Origin of the sequence: Veillonella parvula, from assembly GCF_018378075.1 — a bacterium.
Taxonomy (GTDB): Bacteria; Bacillota; Negativicutes; order Veillonellales; family Veillonellaceae; genus Veillonella; species Veillonella parvula_K.
The window spans coordinates 459,152-479,815 of the sequence record NZ_JAGZYE010000001.1 but is presented as its reverse complement, the minus strand read 5'-3'; the positions used below and the strand labels follow the sequence as shown (position 1 = coordinate 479,815).

The following is a 20,664-nucleotide window of genomic DNA, read 5'->3' as shown; positions in this document are numbered from 1 at the left end:
AGATGAAAGGGGGTTACCGTGTGAAACTGTCGAAACGACAAGAACAAATTGCTCAAATCGTTCGCGAAGAAGGTCCTGTAACAGGTAGTGCCATTGCTGAACATTTAGAGGTCACAAGATCTGCGTTGCGCTCAGATTTATCTGTATTGACCATGTTAGGTGTGTTAGATGCACGTCCAAACGTAGGCTATTACTATGTAGGACTTTCAAAGGAAACACAAACGGCTGAGCGATTAAAGTCATTTCTGGTAAGTGATGTATTATCTCAAGCAGTTGTGGTCAATGGGGATACGAGTTTGTATGATACAATTGTCACATTATTTACAGAGGATGTAGGTACCATATTAGTGTGTGATGGTTCATACCTAGTAGGTGTGGTATCTCGAAAAGATTTACTACGCGCCTCTATGGGACAAACAGATTCGCATACCATGCCTATATCTATGATTATGACCCCTGTAAGCAAGGTTATAGCGGTGGAGCCTACCGATACTTTGGTAGAGGCTGCACAGAAAATGATAGATTATGAAGTAGATTGTTTACCTGTCGTCGCTCGTGAGGATATAGGTAACAAGAAGCGTTTAAAGGTTGTGGGCCGTGTATCAAAAACGACGGTAGCAAAAGTATTTTTAGAATGTAGCACACACTGAGGTTGATAGAATGGCAGAAAAAATTATTTATGCAATATCGGATTCCCTGGGGGAAACTGCTGAGGCTGTAGCGAGAGCTACGGCGAGTCAATATGATAAGGAGCAAATTGAAATTGTCCGTGTTCCTTATATTGATAGTGAAAGCCAAATTGATGAGGTTATAGACGACGCAAAATGTGGAAATCATGTTATTTGCCATACCATTGTATCTGCGTCTTTACGTAAGTATTTACATGAGAAGGTGGCTGAATATAATATTCCGGCTGTGGATATCATGGGCCCTGTTCTCGATGCAGTTGGTACTATCGCGACTACTAAACCTCGCATGACAGCAGGTATGGTTCATAAGCTCGACCAAGAGTATTTTAAAAAGGTTGAAGCTATTGAGTTTGCCGTGAAATATGACGATGGTAAAAATCCATCTGGTTTTGAAAAGGCCGACATAGTTATTATTGGTGTATCTAGAACTAGTAAGACACCATTGTCCATGTTCTTGGCGTACAAAAAGATTAAAGCCGCAAATTTGCCACTAGTTCCAGAGGTACCGTTGCCAGAGGAATTATTCAAAATTCCGGCAAAAAAAATCGTGGGCCTTATTATAGATCCATATAAATTAAATAATATTCGTAGTGAACGTTTACGCGCTATCGGTCTTGAAGACGAAGCAAATTATGCATCTATTGAGCGTATTCAATCTGAATTGGATTATGCTAAGGCTATTATGCGTCGTTTGCACTGCCAAGTGTTAGATGTTTCTAATAAATCTATTGAAGAAACAGCTTCCCTTGTTATGCAATTGATTGATAAAAATCGCGCGTCGGAGGGTAAATGAATATACGTGAACAAATAGAGGAGAGGGAGGCTTTGCTTCTGTCTCCCTATGCAGCTAAAAGCCGCGATGCAATCCGTGATATAGCAGAAAAGCCTGATCCACTTAGAACTGCGTTTCAACGCGATCGGGATCGCATCATTCATAGTAAATGTTTTAGACGGTTAAAGCATAAGACACAGGTATATATTGCGCCAGGTGACCATTATCGGACACGCATGACTCATACCCTTGAGGTAGGTCAAATCGGTCGTACTGTGGCTCGTGCATTACGTTTAAATGAAGATCTTGTGGAAGCTATTGCCATGGGCCATGATGTGGGGCATACACCATTTGGTCATGTAGGTGAATATGCATTGCGAGATATGGTAGGGCACTTTAATCATAATGAGCAAAGCTTGCGCATGGTTGAAGTATTAGAAAGACATGGTGATCATCAAGGTCTCAATTTAACCACCGTTGTTCGAGATGGCATCGTAGGTCATACAGGGGCTACAATTCCTGTAACTTTAGAGGGTCAAATTATTCGTATTGTAGACCGTATTGCGTATTTGTGCCATGATTTTGATGATGCACAGCGAGCAGGTATGTTGACGGCAGAGGTGTTGCCTTTTGAAGTGCGCGAACATTTTGGTATGACTCCATCCAGTATGATTACTGCAATGGTAGAGGATATGGTACGCGAATCCTTGGATAAGCCAGCTATATCTATGTCTGCTGATGTGGAAATGACGATGAATCTATTCCGTCAATTTATGTTTAAACATGTATATTTGGCACCAGCTTTAATTCCGGATCGCAAAAAGGCATCCCATGTGGTAAAAAATCTATTTACTCACTTCATGGAACACCCTGATGATATGGAAGGTTGTGAAATAGGTAAAGCGTTTTACTCTACACGTGATGTAGTTGATTATGTAGCAGGCTTAACAGATCAATATGCTATTAAGTTATTTAAGCAATATTATATTCCAAATATTACATTATAAATAACAAAAAAAGCAGTTAGTTCAAAATGAACTAACTGCTTTTTTTGGGGCTCTAGAACCCCAAAGAGTACATGTACTTTTTATTTTACGCGCGTGTAACTTTATTAGAACGAAGGCAACGAGTGCATACGTTTACTTTTTTAGTAGCACCGTCTACAACCGCCCGTACTCTTTGAATGTTCGGTTTCCAAGTTTTTCTTGTGCGAATGTGAGAATGACTCACGTTCATACCGCTAGATGTGGATTTACCACATACTTCGCAAAGGTTTGCCATAGTTTCCACCTCCAAGCTTAATCTATAACATAACAAAAGTATATTATCATAAAGAATAGCTTAAAGCAAGTATTTTTGTCGTATATATTGCTCTTTTTATGAAATATACTACAATATAAGGTATACTATATATCATATTCTAAGATATAAATGGACTTTTACACAAGGATATACAAAAATTGGATATATCTCATGTGTTTATCGTATATTTAAAGGAGTTTTTATGGATGAACGATTGACGACTATAAAGGGAATTGGTCCTGGTCGCGAGAAACAATTGCATAAATTGGGAATTACCAATGTTACATCCTTATTGACTTACTTTCCCAGAACCTATGAAGACCGGCGTACGATTTATAGAATTAGTGATTTAAAATCAGGTATGACAGGTGGTGTCGTAGGTACTGTTATTGCTGTACAAGAGAAACGCCCTCGCCCTCGATTGTCTATTTTAGAGGTAGTCATTGCAGATGGCACAGGACCTTTGAAGATTGTTTTGTTCAATCAAGGGTATAAAAAGAACTTTTACAAAAAAGGACAGCGTATATATGCATATGGTAAGGCTGAGTTTCAATATGGTTCCATGCAAATGAATACACCGCAAATGGAAAACTTAGGAGACGGTGGTGAACCAGATCGAGGTATCGTTCCTATTTACGCACTTGCTGATGGGGTATCTCAGTTTGTGGTTCGTTCATCTGTACGTAATTGGTTCGCGGCTAACCATGAATTACCAGAGATTTTACCTGTGGAGGTTCGTGAAGATCATCATTATATGAGTCGCTATGATGCTTTTAAGATGATGCATTTCCCAGACTCCTCAGAGCTCTATGAAAAGGCTCGTTATCAATTGGCTTATGAAGAGTTGTTCGTCATGCAAGCTGGCCTAGCTTTGTTGCGAAATAAAGAACAATGCCATAGAGGGCCTAAAATGGGACCAAATGGGGAACTAATGGCTCAGTGTATAGAGAATTTACCGTTTTCCTTAACAGGTGATCAACAACGAGCGTTAGAGGATATTCGTATTGATATGGAAGATGAACGACCTATGCAACGTTTGTTGCAGGGAGATGTAGGCTCTGGTAAAACTATTGTGGCTACCTTGAGTTTATTAAAAGCTATTGAAAATGGGTATCAGGGGGCATTGATGGCCCCTACGGAGATTCTAGCGGCTCAACATTACGAAGGGATACGAACTGTATGTGCTAATTTAGGTATTACCATAGAATTATTAACGGGATCCTCTACGAAAAAAGAGAAAGAATGCATCTATGAGGGCTTAGCAGATGGCAGAATCCAAATGATTATTGGAACGCATGCCCTTATCCAAGAGGGGGTTAATTTCCATAATTTAGGCCTTGTTATCATTGATGAGCAACATCGCTTTGGTGTAGATCAACGGGCGAGATTGCAACAGAAGGGAACATATCCTCATGTACTTATCATGACGGCTACACCAATCCCTCGTACCATGACATTATCCGTATATGGAGATTTAGCAGTATCTTTAATTAAAGAAATGCCACCAGGTCGAAAACCTGTTAAAACATATGCTGTAGATAGTTCTTATAAAGAGAGATTACGCACTTTCTTTGGTAAGGAAATGGCGGAAGGGCGTCAGGTCTATGTGGTGTGCCCTCTTGTAGAAGAATCCGAAAAATTAGACTTGCAAGCTGCTGAGGAATTGTATCTAGAATTAAAAGAGTACTTTTATAAGACCTATGAAGTGGGCCTCGTTCACGGTCGTATGAAGCCAAGTGAAAAAGATGAAGTGATGAATGCCTTCCATAGGGGTGAAATTTCATTACTTGTTTCTACAACAGTTATCGAAGTGGGGGTTAATGTGCCAAATGCGACCATTATGTGCGTTGAAGGGGCAGAGCGATTTGGTCTGTCTCAGCTACATCAGCTGAGGGGACGTGTAGGCCGTGGTGCTCATCAGTCCTATTGCATTCTTGTTAGTGATTCTAAAAATGATGTAAGTCAAGAGCGTTTAAAGTTGATGGAACAAATCCAGGATGGATTTGAGCTTGCAGAGCAAGATTTATTGATTCGTGGTTCAGGACAATTGTTTGGATTAGCTCAATCAGGACTACCTGATTTGCGTGTTGCTAATATCATCAAAGATATTGAGATTTTAGTAAAGGCTCGCAAGGATGTGCTAGATTTTGCAAATCAATTCGGAATAGAAAAATTAGAATCTATCATGAAAGAAGAATTAGAAAAAAGATTTGGTGAAAAATTTCTAAGAATATTGTATAATTAAGAGGTAGGATTAATAAGTATATAAGCATCGATAATATTAGATTTTATCTGGCTTTTTTCCTTGTTTATATGTCCTTCATACCGTATAATAGAACAAACAATTTATTTCATTTTTTCATCTATGGAGGTTAATATGCCAATTATTCATGTAGAGCTCGTCGAAGGGCGTACAAAAGAACAAAAGAAACAATTAGGTGAAGCAATTACAAAGGCTGCGGTTGATATCGTAAATGTTCCTGCTGATGCAGTAAAAGTTATCTTCGTAGATATGAAAAAAGACGATTATATGGAAGGCGGCATTTTGCGGTCTGAACGCTAAGGCTACGACTGACCGCCTAGTCCATAGGGACTAGGCGGGTCGTAGTTTTGTTTTATTATACGGAAAGGAAAGAAATATGAGAGACGATAAATTCGGTATGCGTGGACTAACTTTTGATGATGTATTATTAATACCAGCAGCTTCGGATATACTGCCTAATCAAGTAGAGTTAAAAACTCAATTAACTCGTGACATTACATTAAATATTCCTATGATTAGTTCTGGGATGGATACGGTTACTGAATCACGGATGGCGATTGCTATGGCTCGTGAAGGAGGTCTTGGCGTTATCCACAAAAATATGTCTATTGAAGAGCAAGCTCATGAAGTTGACAAGGTAAAACGCTCTGAACACGGTGTTATCGTTGATCCTATTTTCTTAAGCCCTCAAAATTTACTATCCGATGCAGCAGAACTTATGGAAAAATATAAAATTTCTGGTGTACCTATCACAGAACATGGTAAACTAGTAGGGATCATTACAAATCGCGATATGCGTTTTGAAACTGATTTAAGCCGACAAATTGGGGAATGTATGACAAAAGATTCCCTAGTTACTGCACCGGAAGGTACATCTCTTGAAGCGGCGAAAGCTATCTTAAGCGAACATCGTATTGAAAAATTACCTCTTGTAGATGGCGACGGTAACTTAAAAGGCTTAATTACGATTAAAGATATTGAAAAAGCGACTAAATATCCAAATGCAGCAAAGGATGGTAGTGGCCGATTATTAGTTGGTGCTGCAGTAGGTGTTTCTCAAGATTTGTATGATAGACTTGATGCGCTTGTATCTGCTAAAGCTGACGTAATTATTGTTGATACTGCCCATGGGCATTCTGCAGGTGTTCTTCGAACGTTGAAGGACATTAAACAAGCGTATCCTCACATTCCTGTAATTGCAGGTAATGTGGCAACTGCAGCAGGCACTGAGGCTCTTATCGAAGCTGGAGCTGATGCAGTTAAGGTTGGTATAGGACCTGGTTCTATTTGTACAACTCGTGTTATTGCTGGCATTGGGGTACCTCAAATTACAGCAGTCTATGAGTCTGCTCAAGTGGGGCGTCGTTATGGAGTTCCTATCATTGCTGATGGGGGTATTAAATATTCTGGAGATATTGCTAAAGCTATTGCGGCTGGTGCTAATGTAGTTATGATGGGTAATATTTTAGCGGGTACTGATGAAAGCCCTGGAGAAACAGTGATTTATCAAGGCCGTTCTTATAAAGTATATCGAGGCATGGGTAGTCTAGGGGCTATGAAACTCGGTAGTAAAGATCGATATTTCCAAACAGAAGCTAAGAAATTAGTTCCTGAAGGTATAGAAGGTCGTGTACCATATAAAGGTATGCTGGCCGATACAATTTTCCAAATGGTTGGTGGTTTGCGTGCAAGTATGGGGTATTGTGGATGTCATAACATCCAAGAAATGATTGAAAACACTCAATTCATTCAAATTACAGCGGCTGGTTTGAAAGAAAGTCATCCGCATGATGTAAGCATTACCGTTGAAGCACCAAATTATAGTGGTTGATAATGGAGTATTACATTGAATAAACGTATTTCTGTTTTATCTGTGCCTATCGATTGTGTCACAATGGATGAGGCAGTCCAACGTATTTTACAATTAACTGAACAGCCGGGGCTACATTTAGTAGCAACGGCTAATGCAGAAATGGTTATGTTGGCTAATGAAAATCCTACATTGCACTCCATATTGAATAATGCTAGTCTCGTCGTTCCCGATGGGGCTGGCATTTTGTGGGCTGCAGAGCGTCAAGGAGAACATGTGCCTGAACGCGTAACAGGTGTAGACGTAACTATGGAATTGTTTAAAGTTGCGGCGACTCATCAAATTCCTGTATACTGCTTGGGGGCGGCACCTGGTGTTGCTCAACGAGCGATTGATAATGTATCTGCTCAGGTAGGTGCATTAAATATAGCAGGAATTCATGACGGATTCTTTGATAGTGCAGAGGAACAAGAAATCATTAAATCTATAGCTGAATCTAAGGCAAAATTGGTATTTGTTGCCTTAGGTGTGCCAAAGCAAGAACAATGGATTGCAGAAAAGTTGAGTCACCTCGATGGCGTAGTTGCCATTGGAATTGGTGGTTCCTTTGATGTCTTGGCAGGTAATATTCCTCGGGCCCCAGAATGGATGCAACGAAATCGACTTGAATGGTTGTATCGATTATATTTAGAACCTCAACGGATTGGCCGTATGTTGGCTATTCCAAAGTTTATGTGGACCGTTATTAGAAATAAATAGAGGAGTGTTGAATCGTGCCTACAGGACCAATAATTAAGGAAGGGTTTCCTCTGATAGGAGCTATGCTCATTATCACTGTGGTGTTAGGATATTTAGGACATTATGTAATTGCGATTATTTCATTTATTCTGGCATTATTTTTCGTTAATTTCTTTAGAAATCCTAAACGTGTAATCCCTCAAGATCCAGATTTGATTTTATCCCCAGCGGACGGTAAAATCATGGATATTTCTGATGTATACGAAGATATTTACTTACATAAAGAGTGTAAAAAAGTAACTATTTTCTTATCTGTTTTTGACGTGCATGCTAATCGTGCGCCTATTGATGGTAAAATTACGTACCGTCACTATACGATGGGTAGTTTCCTACCAGCATTCAAAGATGATGTAGGTTTTGAAAATGAACGTCATACTATTTGTATTGAAAATGATCGTACTTCCGTATTAGTAACGCAAATTGCGGGCCTTTTAGCAAGACGTATCGTATCTTGGACAGACCTAGATAGTGTACTTGAACGCGGTCAGTTGTACGGGATGATTAAGTTCGGTTCCTGTACTGAGCTCTATATGGATAAGGATGTAGAGTTGTTCGTTGAAAAAGGTCAACATATTACAGGCGGTGATACTGTTATCGGGAGGTTACGACATGAATAAATCTATTATTCCAAATTTATTTACTAGTGCAAATTTAGCATTTGGTGTTCTTGGTATTACGTTGTCTGCTACAAATAATACCTTCTGCGCAGCTATATGTATATTATTGTCTCTAGTAGCAGATGGATTAGATGGGCGTGTAGCAAGAGCTTTAGGAGTTGCAGGACCAATGGGCCGGGAACTTGATTCTCTGTCTGATGTAGTGGGATTTGGTGTAGCGCCTGCGTATATGCTTTATATGAAAGAATTATATGGTTTAGGATGGATTGCATATGTGCCACTATTAGCCTTTGCAGTGCTTGGTGCATTTCGTTTAGCGCGATTTAATATTAAAACTGACGAAGTTCATGGCTATTTTGAAGGTTTACCAATTCCAGCCGCTGGATGTTTAGCGGCGACTTACGTATTGTGTGGCGTATCGGTACCTCAATTTGTGTTGGTAGTTTGTATGATTGGTATAGGTCTCCTTATGGTTAGTGAAGTTAAATATCCCGATTTTAAAGGTAAAAGTGAGATTTATATCAATAAACTTTCTATTGTACTCACAGCCATATTTGTTATAGCTTGTCTCGTGTATGATTGGCATACATGGGCCGTTATGATTTTTGCTGGCTATGTAATGTTTGGGCTTATTAACGGGGCTTTAAATATAGTACGTAAATAGATGTGTGGAGGAGAATAGTATGAATTACCTACTGGATCTATTACTGATTCCTATGCAGGTAATAATCGTAATTTATACGGTTTATTATTTTATACTCGCTGTCGTAGGTATGTGGCGATCGCGAGTACATAAAAATTATACCCCTAAAAATTCCTTTGCCATCGTTGTATGCGCTCATAATGAGGAAGCTGTTGTTGGTGAGTTAGTTAAAAACTTACGTGGCCTAGATTATCCTGATGATCTATACGATATTTTTGTAGTTGCCGATAACTGTACAGATAAGACTGCGGAAGTAGCAAGTGCTGCTGGCGCTAATGTACATGTACGTGAAAATAAACAAGAAATAGGTAAAGGTTATGCCATGGGGTGGATGTTTGATCGGGTAGAACAAATGGATCGGAAATATGATGCATTCCTGATTTTTGATGCCGATAATTTAGTACATCCTCAATTTATGTTAGAAATGAATGATCATCTTGAAAAAGGTGAGTCTGTAATTCAAGGTTACTTGAACTCTAAAAATCCAACTGACTCTTGGGTAGCCGGTACGTTCTCTATCGCCTTTTGGATGGTTAACCATATGTGGCATTTAGCAAAATATCGTCTTGGATTATCTACGGCTTTAGGTGGTACAGGCATGTGTATTCGTACATCTATTATTCGCGAATACGGTTGGGATTGCAATAGCTTAACCGAAGATATGGAATTTTCCATGAAACTATTGACTCATGGTATCCGTACTTGTTGGGGGCATGATGCTATCGTATACGATGAAAAGGTTACGACTATGATGGCTTCTTGCAGACAACGTTTACGATGGGCTCAGGGGCAATTTGACTGTGCGGGTCGATATATTCCTAAATTATTTGCTATTGGTATCAAAACAGGGAATATTATGATTTTGGATGGTATATTCCAAGTGAGTCAACCTTATTTCTTATTGTTGACAACCGTATACTTGGTGTTATCCTACATCAATGCGTATACTCCAATTTATACAAATATTTTGTATCAAATTATGCCTATGTCTGTATGGACAATTATAGGTGTTGGTCAATATCTATTCCCATTAATTGTATTGTTGAAAATCAAGGTACCACCAAAGATTTGGTTCTACTATTTACTATATCCATTATTTGTTTACTCTTGGATTCCAGTAAATATTTTAGGGTGGTTCCGCCGTCATAATAAGGTATGGTCTCATACAGTCCATACGAGAGCTGTGGGCTTAGATGATGTTAAATTAACACGTATGGGCAATATGAATAAGAATGAAAAATAGAATCTGTAGGAGTGACTATGCATATTTTAATGTGTAATGACGATGGCATTTTAGCAGATGGTTTACGTCATCTTGCATCGTATTTAAGTCAATATTATAGAATTACCGTTGTAGCACCTGCTAATGAGCAAAGTGCTAAATCCCATGCATTGACGACCGAGGTTCCATTGAAATTAGATGCTTGCAATGGCGAGGATGAAAATCCTCGCCTTTATGCTCTAACGGGAACGCCGTCCGATTGCATGAAGTTCGGTCTCAGTTATTTATTGACTGATGATATGCCAGATCTTGTAATTTCTGGAATTAATCATGGATTTAATTTAGGCTCTGATGTATTGTATTCCGGCACTGTTTCGGCAGCTATGGAAAGTGGTTTTTACGGTATTCCCGGTTTAGCATTATCTGTTGAGAGATATTCTGTTGAACGGGGAGACGAGATGCATCCATTTATACATGAATTGATTGAGAAAATTTATGTGGCGGGTCAGTTTAGCGGTTTACTAAATGTGAACTTCCCATTACGTGGCACATGTGATTGGGATCATTTTAAAATGGTGAGCCAAGGCTTACAAACCTACAGTAATATTATCGAAGCTCGCATTAATTCAAGAGGACAGGATTATTATTGGTTAGCTGGCGAGCTAGACTATGGTGCTGAAAGTGTTCCTACAGATGTAGAATTTGCCCGTAAAGGCTATATTACAGGTGTCGCACTTACATGGAAACAACAATGTGATACGGATATGAAAAGGGTTCAAAATATTTTAGATGAAATATAAAAAATATGTTGACATTGCTTAGGGATGTCTGTATAATAACAAATGTTCCGATACGCCGGAGTGGCGGAATGGCAGACGCACTTGACTCAAAATCAAGCGGGTAACACCGTGTGGGTTCAAGTCCCACCTCCGGCACCAACATTAGGCGGTAAGACTTTTGTCTTACCGCCTATTTTTATATTTATGAATTTATATACTATAATATACATTATTAATTTCGTGAGGTGACAGTATGGATCAAGGTATAATTGATTATATTACAAATATTTTTGATATTCCTAAACTTACTCAACAGGTTAGCGCTGTACAGATGCCATTGCCATTATCTCGCTTGGCAGAAATACCATTAGATGGATCTGTAAATCAGTGCCAAGGATTTTGTTATAATTCCAAAAAAGACGTTTTTGCTTTAGCTTGTATTAATTCAGATAATACGAAGCAAATTATTTATGAAATTAATCCAAAAACTTTTACTGTTGTTGCAAAATATGAGTATAGTTATAAAAGTTTATTAGGTCATATGAATACCTTAACTTATAATTCTGTCAATAATCGTTACTATACAACAAATGCTGTTGTAAATGGATATAACCTTACTCCTATTGAAGCGGATAGCATGATTGTTGAAGCACCGATTAAACTAAAAGAGAAAGTTTTTAATTTTGCATATGATAAAGTACGCAATGAATATGTATCAATTGTGCCTTTAACAAACTCTGAACGGACAATTAATTATTACGACTCCAATTTTAATCGTATTCGTTCTTATAAAATTGATGCTAATCATACAAACTTAAATAATAACGGTGCTTACGCAACTAATGGAAATACTTTATTTACGACGTTGACAACCTTTGTATACGTCGATGAAGAGGGAGTTGTTAAAAATATTAGCCCTTATGCTTCTGGAATGGAAGTAGAAGACATGGATTGTCGAAATGGTCAAATGTATATGGCGGTCAATCGCAAAGGTAAAGTTGAAATTTATAGTTTGTCTAGCCTACCATTTTCGGTAAATGTCTAGATACTACCTATGTTTTAATCCCCTTTATGAGTGTATAATAATAGTATTAGAGTATTTTAGGAGCTATTATGAAATTAGGGAATGATATTATAGAGATTGACCGTATACGTCAAGCTATAGAGAAATCAAGTTCATTTAAAGTGCGCGTTTATACGATTCATGAGATTGAATATTGTAAAAGTCGGAATAAAGGATGCTACGAATCCTTTGCAGGTATATATGCTGCAAAAGAGGCTTTTATTAAAGCTTTAGGTATAGGGATGAGGTATGGATCATGGCAAGATATAGAGATTTATCATGATGAATGGGGCGCACCCTTAATTCGTTTACAAGATACTTTCAAAGATATTTACGAAACATCAGGTTATACTGATATTCATGTATCGATTAGTCATTGCAAGGATTATGCAATGAGTACAGTTATACTTGAAGGAGCATAAGATGAATATTTTAACTACAGAAGATGCTCGATTTATAGATCGAGAGGTTCCTAAGCAATTAGGAATTTCTTTAGAAATCCTCATGGAAAATGCTGGACGTGGTATCGTAGATGCCTTATGGGGAGAGTACGATTTATTTTCCCTGAATAATGGCCGTTCCATAAATAGTTTTGTTTTATTTATATGTGGTACGGGTAATAATGGGGCAGATGGCCTTGTAGCGGCTCGCCATTTGATGGAGCAAGGCGTACCAGCACAAATTGTACTAGTAGGAGATATAAACAAGTGTAGTGATCTTTTTGCAGTGCAAATTGAGCGCTGCAAAGCTATGGGCTGTAGCATCGATATGTATGATGAATTCAATGATTGGTCCAACGTAGCCATCGCTGTGGAAGGCATCATGGGAACGGGCTTTACTGGAAGGTTAAGAGAGGTGACCATCGATATATTGAATGATATTGATACTATGCGTAGTCAGTATAATTTTGATTTGTGGGCTATTGATGTACCTGCAGGTTTGGATGCTACTACTGGTCATGTAGCAGAAGGCACACTGACCTATGATTATACTGTTACTTTTGGAGCTATCAAACAAGGTTTGTTATTATATCCCGGAAAGGCTGTAGGAGGAACCGCTGTGGTTGCTCCATTGGGTGCTCCTTGGCAGCAGGTACTGGGTGAACGTGTTAGAACTATAACCATTGATTCTGATTTAGCAGAAAAAATTATCAACTATCGTACTCCAATGGCGCATAAAGGTGTCAATGGAAACACTTTAATTATTGGTGGTTCAAATGATATGATAGGAGCCCCTATTTTGGCTGCTGAAGCGGCAGTTCATAGTGGTGCTGGTAAAGTAACATTAGCTGTACCCAAAATAATTAAACAGATTGTACAAAGCCGTGTCATACCTGAGGTGATGGTTACTTCCACAGAGACTAATAAAGAACTTTTTGATTGTCGTCAAGTTGTTGCTATGGGACCTGGTTTAGGTCGCACCCGTGAAATCTGTGATTTAGTGGATCATATCTTAGATGCTTACGAAGGAGCATTAGTACTAGATGCTGATGCTTTGTATGCAGTGGGACATGTTGGTTGTGTTAATAAAGATGCTTTGCGAGATGGTGATATTGAGTCTGCATATACAGTGGAAAGAGAACTTCCATATTGTGTTATGACACCGCATTTAGGTGAATTTAGTAGACTTATTGATTTACCTATTAAATGGATTGAGCGTCATTATATCACGTTGGCTAGAGAATTTGCTAAGGCTCATCAAGTTATTCTTGTACTAAAAGGAATTCCTTCAATTGTGGCATTCCCTGATGGAACGGTGTATGTAAATACTATCGGTAATGCGGGCATGGGTACTGGCGGTATGGGAGATGTGCTGACTGGTGTAATTGCTGGTTTTATAAGTCAGGGTTATTCACTACAAGATAGTGCTATTCTCGGTGTTTATGTACATAGTCGTAGTGCAGATATTCTGAATGAAACAAAGAGTTGGGGTTATACTCCGAGTGATGTCAGTGCTTCTTTAGGCTTCGTGGTTAGTGAATTATTGGGAGATTATGAATGACAAATAGAATACAACGCTTTATAGCTTTCTTGTTGGTATTATGTATTCCTATCTTCGCCATTGCAGGCTGCACAAATAATGATGTAGCAAACGCAGCAAATCGAGTAACTACTAACGCTAATGGGACTTACTCAATCGATACTAAAACGACTACCCCTGAAGGTAAGCTAGATGTATATATGCTAGATATTGGTCAGGGGGATGCTATATTACTTAAGGTAGGCGATGAGTATAGCATGATCGATACTGGTGACATAGAACATCGTGAAAATATTGTAGCTCAACTTAAAACTATGGGTGTAACAAAGCTAAAAAATATTATTATCACGCATCCTCATGCTGATCATATGGGTGGTTTCTATGCTATTGCAAAGGCTATGCCTATTGAACATGTATATGATGATGGTATTGCCGTTGATAATAATATGTACAAAACTTATGAAAAGTGGATTGAGAAAAATAAAATTCAACGAACTACTTTGAGAAATGGAGATGTAGTTGATTTTGGACATGGTGCTGTCTTTGTAGTATATGCTCCTTGGGTTGAACCTTTAACTGATAAAAAAGGGGAGACAGATCTTAATAATAATTCTATTGTAGGTAAATTAATCTTTGGTAAATTTTCTATGCTCTTCACGGGTGATGCTGAATGGCAAGAAGAGAAAAAACTTATAAAAGAGCAGAATTCCAGATTGTTTGCTCGTATTCTTAAGGTAGGTCATCACGGTTCACGTACAAGTAGCTCTGAAGATTTTTTGAAATCTATTAAGCCTGAAAGTGCATTAATTTCAAATGGCATGTATAATAAGTATGGTCATCCTCACGATGTGACATTACGACGCTTGCAGGAAAATAATATTGCTATTTACCGTACAGATACGATGGGACGTATTCATATTAGTACGGATGGGAATAAATGGCAAATTACAACTGAACGTTAGTTTTGATTACTTATACAAAAAATTATTTTTATGAAACTGTTTTTTGTGTATTCTGTATAAGGTCTTTATATAGTAATATGTGTAATCGGCATACTAATCTTCATGTTTGTATGAAATAATCTATTTATAATCTAACATTAGTTTATGGATAGATTGGAACGATGAGATTTTGATAGATAAAAATATCATCGACTCATCTCTATGGTTTGGACACTATGTATGTCAGTTAGATTGGAGTGAATGTATTGCGTAAACTATTTTTAATGTGCCTTGCAGTCTTGATGGCGATACCTTTATTATTGACTCAAGCAAAGGCAGCTAATTTGGAAGATGCTCGATGGGTGACTAGAACAGATGCACCTGTACCATATGTTCGTATTGTTATGGACTTATCGGCACCTATAAAGGCATCTGCATCAATTAGCAAAGATGGGAAAACTACGACTGTTACTTTAAAGAATACAAAGCTAAAGACGGCTAAAGAGAACATTTCTATGGACTCAGCTATTGCTAGCTCTGCTAAACTTTCACAAGATGGCAGAGACGTTAAAGTAACAATCAAGACACCTTCATCTATTGATACTAGTGATGTAAAGGTTTTTTCCTTGAAAAAGGATACGGTTAATAAGAAACCGTATCGTATCGTTGTTGATGTTCAGAAAAAAGGTGCTGTAGCTAAGCCTGCTTACTATGGTAAAAAGCCATCTCAATCTGCGCATCCAGCAAAAAATGTACCTACAGGATCTGGCAAATACTCTACTAGCGGTGGTTTATCTGGCAAAACAATTACTATTGACCCAGGACATGGTGGTAGTGATTCTGGTGCTATTGGACCTCACGGTGTACAAGAGAAAAACATTACACTACCGATTTCCATGTATTTGAAAAAATCTTTAGAAAATCGTGGTGCTAAAGTGCTTATGACTCGTACTACCGATGTAGATGTATATGGCCCTAATGCAAGCGGTGTTGATGAATTGGGGGCTCGTGTTAACGTGGCTAACCGTAGTAATTCTGATGTTCTTGTGAGCGTTCATATCAACGCATTTAATAATCCTAGCGTTGGTGGTATTGCAACATATTACTATAGCAAAACTGGTAACGATGCTCGATTAGCACAAAAGGTACAATCTCAAATTGCTAACACACCTGGTTTCAATGGTGATCGTGGCATTCAAGAGGGTAACTTATACGTGTTGAGACATTCTAATATGCCTGCAATTCTTGTAGAGCTTGGTTTTATCTCTAACCCTAATGAGGAACGTGTGCTACAATCTCCTCAAACTCAAGAAGACTTTGCTAACCGCATTGCAAATGGTATTGCTAATTACTTTGGAGGTTAATCGATGAAATTACGTAAACAAGTTCTATCGATTCTCTGTGTAGGTATGCTGGCATTTGTAGTGGGTTGTACACATGAACAAGCTCCTACAACAGGTAAAAGTGAACCTACGCAAGAGACGAAAGTCAATAAGGATGCAGAAACAAGTAAAGTATCTCAAGAAAAGGTTAAGATGGCCTTCTTTGTTCCTACGGAGGATGGTTCTGGGGTAAAACAAACTACCGTTGAGATAGAGGCGAATAAAGTTACGCCTAAAGCAGCTCTTTTAGCGATGTTAAATGTTGATAGAGCACAAAAATATCCAGTCTTCTCTAAGGATATTGAAATTACATCTGTTACTGTAAAAGATGGTATTGCTTCTGTTGAAGTAAATGATGCATTCGTAAAGGGTAATGGCGGAGACTTAACTGTTAAGTTACAAATGGCTGCTATTGTAAATACATTGACATCCTTTGATAATATTAATGGTGTTCTATTCGTCAATAATGGTAAAAAGGTGCCAACTGTAGGTTCCTTTGATACTAAAGAACCTGTTAAGAGAATGACGAATCTAATTAAAAAATAATTCTTTTAAGGACATTTATAGCAGATAGTTGATATATCAACTATCTGCTATTTTTGTTGTCTTTTATATATGTTACAATACAATAAGTAATAATCGGAAATTAGGTGATCAGATGCAATTAAAAGATGTAGGGGAATTTAATTTCATTCGTCAAATTCAAGATAACACGATTTATAATCCTAATACTGTAGTGTACGGTATTGGTGATGATTGTGCTATTTATAAAGCAGATCAAAATACAGAGCAATTGATAAGCACTGACACAATGGTGGAAGGTGTTCATTTTAGCTTTCACTATATGATGCCCTATGATGTAGGGTATCGCCTTATGACGGCTAATTTAAGTGATGTTGCGGCTATGGGTGGCATTCCTAGACAAATTGTATTATCTGTAGCCGCACCAGACCATGTTAATACAGTCATTCTTGATGAAATTTATAGGGGAATTAAAGATCAATGTATGAGATATCAACTCAATATATTGGGTGGAGATACGGTACGTACGGAAGGCCCCATGGTTTGGACTGTAACAATTATCGGAGAGGTTCCTAAAGGCACTGCGGTTATGCGAAGTGGTGCGAAAGTAGGAGATGTTGTAGGTGTTACAAACTATGTAGGTTATGCAGCTACAGGTTTAGGAGCATTATCTTATAATTTAGTAGGCTATGATATGACCAAAGTGGGGCATCAACGTCCTGAACCACAGATTGAATTGGGGCAAAAATTGCGACGACTTGGTATTCATAGTATGAATGATATTAGCGATGGACTAGGTAGTGAATTGAATGAAATCGCTGTAGCTAGTAATGTTTCCATTGTATTTGAAGAACAAGCAATCCCTTTACACGAGGAGACTTACGCATTAGCTAAGCATTTACAAACTAATCCAGTAGATTATGCTTTGTATGGTGGAGAAGACTTTCAGTTAGTCTTTACAGCGCCAAAATCACTACTTTCGGAATTGGAAAAGCTAGCAGGCATTACGTTGATTGGGGAAGTTTTATCTGGCCCTCCTCGGGTTCAAATGGTAACACTTGATAAAACGATTAAGACCATAGAAGCGAAAGGATATAATCATTTTCATGAAGGATAAGGTACAGGTTCATTTAAAGACTCATACAGTAGAAGACACACAACAATTTGGCCAATTATTAGGCGAATGGGTTAAACATAATGGGCATCCTCTTTGTATAGCACTAGTTGGTGACTTGGGGACAGGAAAAACACATTTGTCGCAAGGCATTGCAAAGGGCTTTGGGGTTACTGAAGAAATTACAAGTCCTACCTTTGCCATAATGAATACCTATGATGTGAATCGAACTCATTTATATCATTTTGACGTATATCGCTTGGAAGATATTAGTGAACTGGAAAATATTGGATTTTATGAATATACAGAAGACTGCGTATCCATTGTAGAATGGGCAGATAAATTCCCTCATGAATTGCCTGATGAAATGCTATGGATTCATTTAACACGTATTGATGATACAAGCCGTTCCATTACATTAACTAGTGATTACCTTACAACGGGTGATTTAGTAGAAATAGGAGGCCCATATGTGGTTGGGAATTGAGACGAGCTCTCTCGTGTCGAGTGTGGCTTTAATAGATGAAAGTTGCCTAATTGGGGAATTGACCATTCAAGCTGGATTGACTCATTCTGAGCAGTTGGTACCTCATATTGATATGCTATTACGAGCTTCTCAAGTTGAAAAAAGTGAATTAAAAGGTATTATGGTTAGCATTGGACCTGGTTCTTTTACAGGCTTACGTATTGGTATGGGGACAGCTAAAGCTATGGCTTATGCCTTACAAATTCCTTTATATGGCGTAATGACCATGGACAGTTTAGCTCGTAATGTAGCTTATACGGACCGCACGATTTGTACCGTTATCGATGCTCAGAAAAAACATGTCTATGCAGGTATCTACAAATATGATGGTAATGAATTGGTCTGCAAAGAGGAGCCTTTTGTCATTGCTGCTAATGATTTATTAGATCGACTCCGAGCCTCTGAAGAATATGTAGTGTTCCTTGGGGATGGCGTTAAGCGAATAGAGAAGCTACTAGATGAAAGTGATACAAATTTAACGATTTTAGATATATCGCAACGTATTCCAAAAGCTAGTTCTCTATTACTAGCTGGCCGTAGATTGGTAGGCTCTGAAGAGAGTTCTGACCCTATGGATATGGTTCCTTATTATATTCGACGATCAGAAGCAGAAGTGTTATGGGAAGAACGCCATAAAAATAATCCTGAAATGTTGAAACAAAATCCTACAGTTGTAGTTACTGAGGCAGCAGGAGTCGAATAATGGAGATTCGTTTGGCTACAATAGATGATGCTCAAGCTATCTATACTATTGAACAACAGTCTTTTTCTGTTCCTTGGAGTTTAGAATCTGTTCTCGTTGAGTTAGAAGGGGCATCAAATAAATTATATATGGTAATTTGTGAGGAGAACAAAATTGTTGGATATGCAGGTGCTTGGCTTGTATACGATGAAGGTCAAATTACGAATATCGCCATTATTCCTTCCGCACGAGGTAAGGGATACGGATCAAAACTTACAAAACAATTAATAGATGAATGTCTTATGAGAGGTATGAAAGAAATTTTCTTAGAGGTGCGCATATCTAATCTTGCAGCATTGGCTATGTATAGAAATTTAGGATTTTCTGTAAAAGGAATTCGTAAAGATTATTATTCAGAGCCTATGGAAGATGCTTATATTATGTCTCTCGTTTCAGAGGAAATAGAATGAGTATATACACATTAGCCTTGGAAAGTAGCTGTGACGAAACCTCTGCTTCTGTCCTTAAGGACGGGCGCACTGTTTTGTCTAATGTTATTTCAAGCCAAGTGCCAATACATAGAAAATTTGGTGGCGTTGTACCTGAAATTGCATCACGTCATCATATAGAACAAGTGATACCCGTAATAGACCAAGCATTACGTGATGCAAATGTGACTTTACAAGATATCAATCATATTGGTGTTACGTATGGGCCAGGTCTTGTAGGGGCTTTATTAGTTGGTGTAGCTGCTGCAAAAGGGTTATCCTTTGCTACAGGGATTCCCTTGGTGCCAGTGCACCATATGGAAGGTCATATTTTTGCTAACTTTTTAGCTAATCCAGAACTGGAGCCTCCGTTTTTAAGTCTCGTTGTATCTGGTGGTCATACCATGTTAGTACATGTAAAAGGATATGAAGAATTTGATGTTCTTGGTCAAACACGAGATGACGCAGCTGGCGAGGCTTTTGATAAGATTGCACGGGTTATGGGATTCCCTTATCCAGGGGGCCCTCATATCGATGCCCTTGCCGTTGAAGGGAATCCAGAGGCTATTGAATTTCCAAAGGCTTTAAGTGAACCAGGTAATTTTGAATTTAGCTTTAGTGGTTTGAAATCCGCAGTTTTAAACTATTTAAATAGTAAGCAACAAAAGAATGAGCCTATTAATCAAGCTGATGTGGCCGCATCATTCCAGAAGGCCATCGTAGATGTGTTAGTAGAAAAGACGAAAGATGCCGCACATACTTTAGGTGAAAGTCGTATTACTATTGCTGGCGGTGTATCAGCTAATAAAGGATTACAAAAGGCTTTAGAAGCTATGTGTGTAGAAGAAGGCTTTACTTATTACAAACCACATAAAATTTTGTCTACTGACAATGCGGCCATGATTGGATGCCGAGCTTATTATATGGCGCAGGCCGGAAAATTTTGCGATTTAACATTGAATGCAAAGCCCAGTGTTGAAATTGGATACGTATCTTGGAAAGAGGATTAAT

At 38.3% G+C, this 20,664-nt stretch carries 23 protein-coding genes and 1 tRNA gene; 23 read left to right on the top strand and 1 reads right to left on the bottom strand.

Features of this window, described 5'->3' with window-relative positions:
- The first annotated feature begins 20 nt into the window (after positions 1–20).
- From KH286_RS02290 to KH286_RS02280, 3 genes are read left to right on the top strand one after another with little or no spacing between them, the layout of a single operon-like run.
- Positions 21–650, top strand: a complete 630-nt coding sequence (locus KH286_RS02290; protein WP_233189877.1) for a helix-turn-helix transcriptional regulator — start codon at positions 21–23, stop codon at positions 648–650.
- 10 nt (positions 651–660) lie between these two features.
- Positions 661–1,482, top strand: a complete 822-nt coding sequence (locus tag KH286_RS02285; protein ID WP_105086752.1) for a pyruvate, water dikinase regulatory protein — start codon at positions 661–663, stop codon at positions 1,480–1,482.
- Positions 1,479–2,468 carry a deoxyguanosinetriphosphate triphosphohydrolase gene (locus KH286_RS02280; RefSeq protein WP_105086751.1) on the top strand — a complete coding sequence of 330 codons (990 nt, stop codon included), beginning with the start codon at positions 1,479–1,481 and terminating at the stop codon, positions 2,466–2,468. Before KH286_RS02285 ends, KH286_RS02280 begins: the two co-directional genes overlap by 4 nt.
- A gap of 85 nt (positions 2,469–2,553) precedes the next feature.
- Here the strand turns inward: KH286_RS02280 and rpmB are convergent, their stop codons facing one another.
- The gene (gene rpmB / locus KH286_RS02275; RefSeq protein WP_008601135.1) at positions 2,554–2,742 is read right to left on the bottom strand and encodes a 50S ribosomal protein L28; all 189 of its coding nucleotides are present in this window, start codon (positions 2,740–2,742) and stop codon (positions 2,554–2,556) included.
- 223 nt (positions 2,743–2,965) lie between these two features.
- Here rpmB and recG point away from each other — a divergent pair, with 223 nt between their 5' ends.
- The 20 genes from recG to tsaD all read left to right on the top strand — a co-directional run bounded on the left by recG (position 2,966) and on the right by tsaD (position 20,663).
- Positions 2,966–5,008, top strand: a complete 2,043-nt coding sequence (recG, locus tag KH286_RS02270; RefSeq protein ID WP_105086750.1) for an ATP-dependent DNA helicase RecG — start codon at positions 2,966–2,968, stop codon at positions 5,006–5,008.
- Positions 5,009–5,140: 132 nt separating this feature from the next.
- Complete coding sequence (locus KH286_RS02265) at positions 5,141–5,326, top strand: 4-oxalocrotonate tautomerase (RefSeq protein ID WP_004696087.1); 186 nt, start codon at positions 5,141–5,143, stop codon at positions 5,324–5,326.
- 76 nt (positions 5,327–5,402) lie between these two features.
- A complete protein-coding gene (guaB, locus tag KH286_RS02260; protein WP_004696085.1) occupies positions 5,403–6,857 on the top strand; it encodes an IMP dehydrogenase in 1,455 nt (484 codons plus the stop codon).
- A 15-nt stretch (positions 6,858–6,872) separates the two neighbouring features.
- Entirely contained in the window at positions 6,873–7,595 is a 723-nt protein-coding gene (locus KH286_RS02255) for a WecB/TagA/CpsF family glycosyltransferase (protein WP_101928340.1), read from the top strand.
- Between the two features lie 14 nt (positions 7,596–7,609).
- Positions 7,610–8,251, top strand: coding sequence for a phosphatidylserine decarboxylase family protein (locus tag KH286_RS02250; RefSeq protein WP_004696080.1), 642 nt, complete (start codon positions 7,610–7,612; stop codon positions 8,249–8,251).
- The gene (pssA, locus tag KH286_RS02245; protein WP_105086749.1) at positions 8,244–8,915 is read left to right on the top strand and encodes a CDP-diacylglycerol--serine O-phosphatidyltransferase; all 672 of its coding nucleotides are present in this window, start codon (positions 8,244–8,246) and stop codon (positions 8,913–8,915) included. Before KH286_RS02250 ends, pssA begins: the two co-directional genes overlap by 8 nt.
- 19 nt (positions 8,916–8,934) lie before the next feature.
- A complete protein-coding gene (locus tag KH286_RS02240) occupies positions 8,935–10,197 on the top strand; it encodes a glycosyltransferase family 2 protein (protein WP_004697272.1) in 1,263 nt (420 codons plus the stop codon).
- A gap of 17 nt (positions 10,198–10,214) precedes the next feature.
- Positions 10,215–10,976, top strand: coding sequence for a 5'/3'-nucleotidase SurE (gene surE / locus KH286_RS02235; RefSeq protein ID WP_004697320.1), 762 nt, complete (start codon positions 10,215–10,217; stop codon positions 10,974–10,976).
- Between the two features lie 54 nt (positions 10,977–11,030).
- Positions 11,031–11,114, top strand: a tRNA-Leu gene (locus KH286_RS02230).
- Positions 11,115–11,208: 94 nt separating this feature from the next.
- Entirely contained in the window at positions 11,209–12,000 is a 792-nt protein-coding gene (locus KH286_RS02225) for a hypothetical protein (RefSeq protein ID WP_105086748.1), read from the top strand.
- Positions 12,001–12,068: 68 nt separating this feature from the next.
- Positions 12,069–12,440 carry a holo-ACP synthase gene (acpS, locus tag KH286_RS02220; RefSeq protein WP_105086747.1) on the top strand — a complete coding sequence of 124 codons (372 nt, stop codon included), beginning with the start codon at positions 12,069–12,071 and terminating at the stop codon, positions 12,438–12,440.
- 1 nt (position 12,441) lies between these two features.
- Entirely contained in the window at positions 12,442–14,019 is a 1,578-nt protein-coding gene (locus KH286_RS02215) for an NAD(P)H-hydrate dehydratase (RefSeq protein ID WP_105086746.1), read from the top strand.
- The gene (locus KH286_RS02210; protein WP_105086745.1) at positions 14,016–14,960 is read left to right on the top strand and encodes a ComEC/Rec2 family competence protein; all 945 of its coding nucleotides are present in this window, start codon (positions 14,016–14,018) and stop codon (positions 14,958–14,960) included. The genes KH286_RS02215 and KH286_RS02210 overlap by 4 nt, the downstream gene beginning before the upstream one ends.
- Positions 14,961–15,205: 245 nt before the next feature.
- Positions 15,206–16,303 carry an N-acetylmuramoyl-L-alanine amidase family protein gene (locus tag KH286_RS02205; protein ID WP_278471640.1) on the top strand — a complete coding sequence of 366 codons (1,098 nt, stop codon included), beginning with the start codon at positions 15,206–15,208 and terminating at the stop codon, positions 16,301–16,303.
- A gap of 3 nt (positions 16,304–16,306) precedes the next feature.
- Positions 16,307–16,867: a GerMN domain-containing protein gene (locus KH286_RS02200; RefSeq protein WP_105086743.1), complete on the top strand. Its 561-nt coding sequence runs from the start codon at positions 16,307–16,309 to the stop codon at positions 16,865–16,867.
- 112 nt (positions 16,868–16,979) lie between these two features.
- On the top strand, positions 16,980–17,960 hold the full coding sequence (gene thiL, locus KH286_RS02195) for a thiamine-phosphate kinase (protein ID WP_278471637.1): 981 nt from the start codon (positions 16,980–16,982) through the stop codon (positions 17,958–17,960).
- Positions 17,950–18,444 (top strand): tRNA (adenosine(37)-N6)-threonylcarbamoyltransferase complex ATPase subunit type 1 TsaE, encoded by a 495-nt coding sequence (tsaE, locus tag KH286_RS02190; protein ID WP_278617552.1) that lies wholly within the window; start codon positions 17,950–17,952, stop codon positions 18,442–18,444. Before thiL ends, tsaE begins: the two co-directional genes overlap by 11 nt.
- A complete protein-coding gene (gene tsaB / locus KH286_RS02185; protein ID WP_105086741.1) occupies positions 18,428–19,186 on the top strand; it encodes a tRNA (adenosine(37)-N6)-threonylcarbamoyltransferase complex dimerization subunit type 1 TsaB in 759 nt (252 codons plus the stop codon). The genes tsaE and tsaB overlap by 17 nt, the downstream gene beginning before the upstream one ends.
- Positions 19,186–19,635, top strand: coding sequence for a ribosomal protein S18-alanine N-acetyltransferase (gene rimI / locus KH286_RS02180; RefSeq protein ID WP_278471635.1), 450 nt, complete (start codon positions 19,186–19,188; stop codon positions 19,633–19,635). The genes tsaB and rimI overlap by 1 nt, the downstream gene beginning before the upstream one ends.
- On the top strand, positions 19,632–20,663 hold the full coding sequence (gene tsaD / locus KH286_RS02175) for a tRNA (adenosine(37)-N6)-threonylcarbamoyltransferase complex transferase subunit TsaD (RefSeq protein ID WP_118091281.1): 1,032 nt from the start codon (positions 19,632–19,634) through the stop codon (positions 20,661–20,663). Before rimI ends, tsaD begins: the two co-directional genes overlap by 4 nt.
- Position 20,664: the final 1 nt, after the last annotated feature.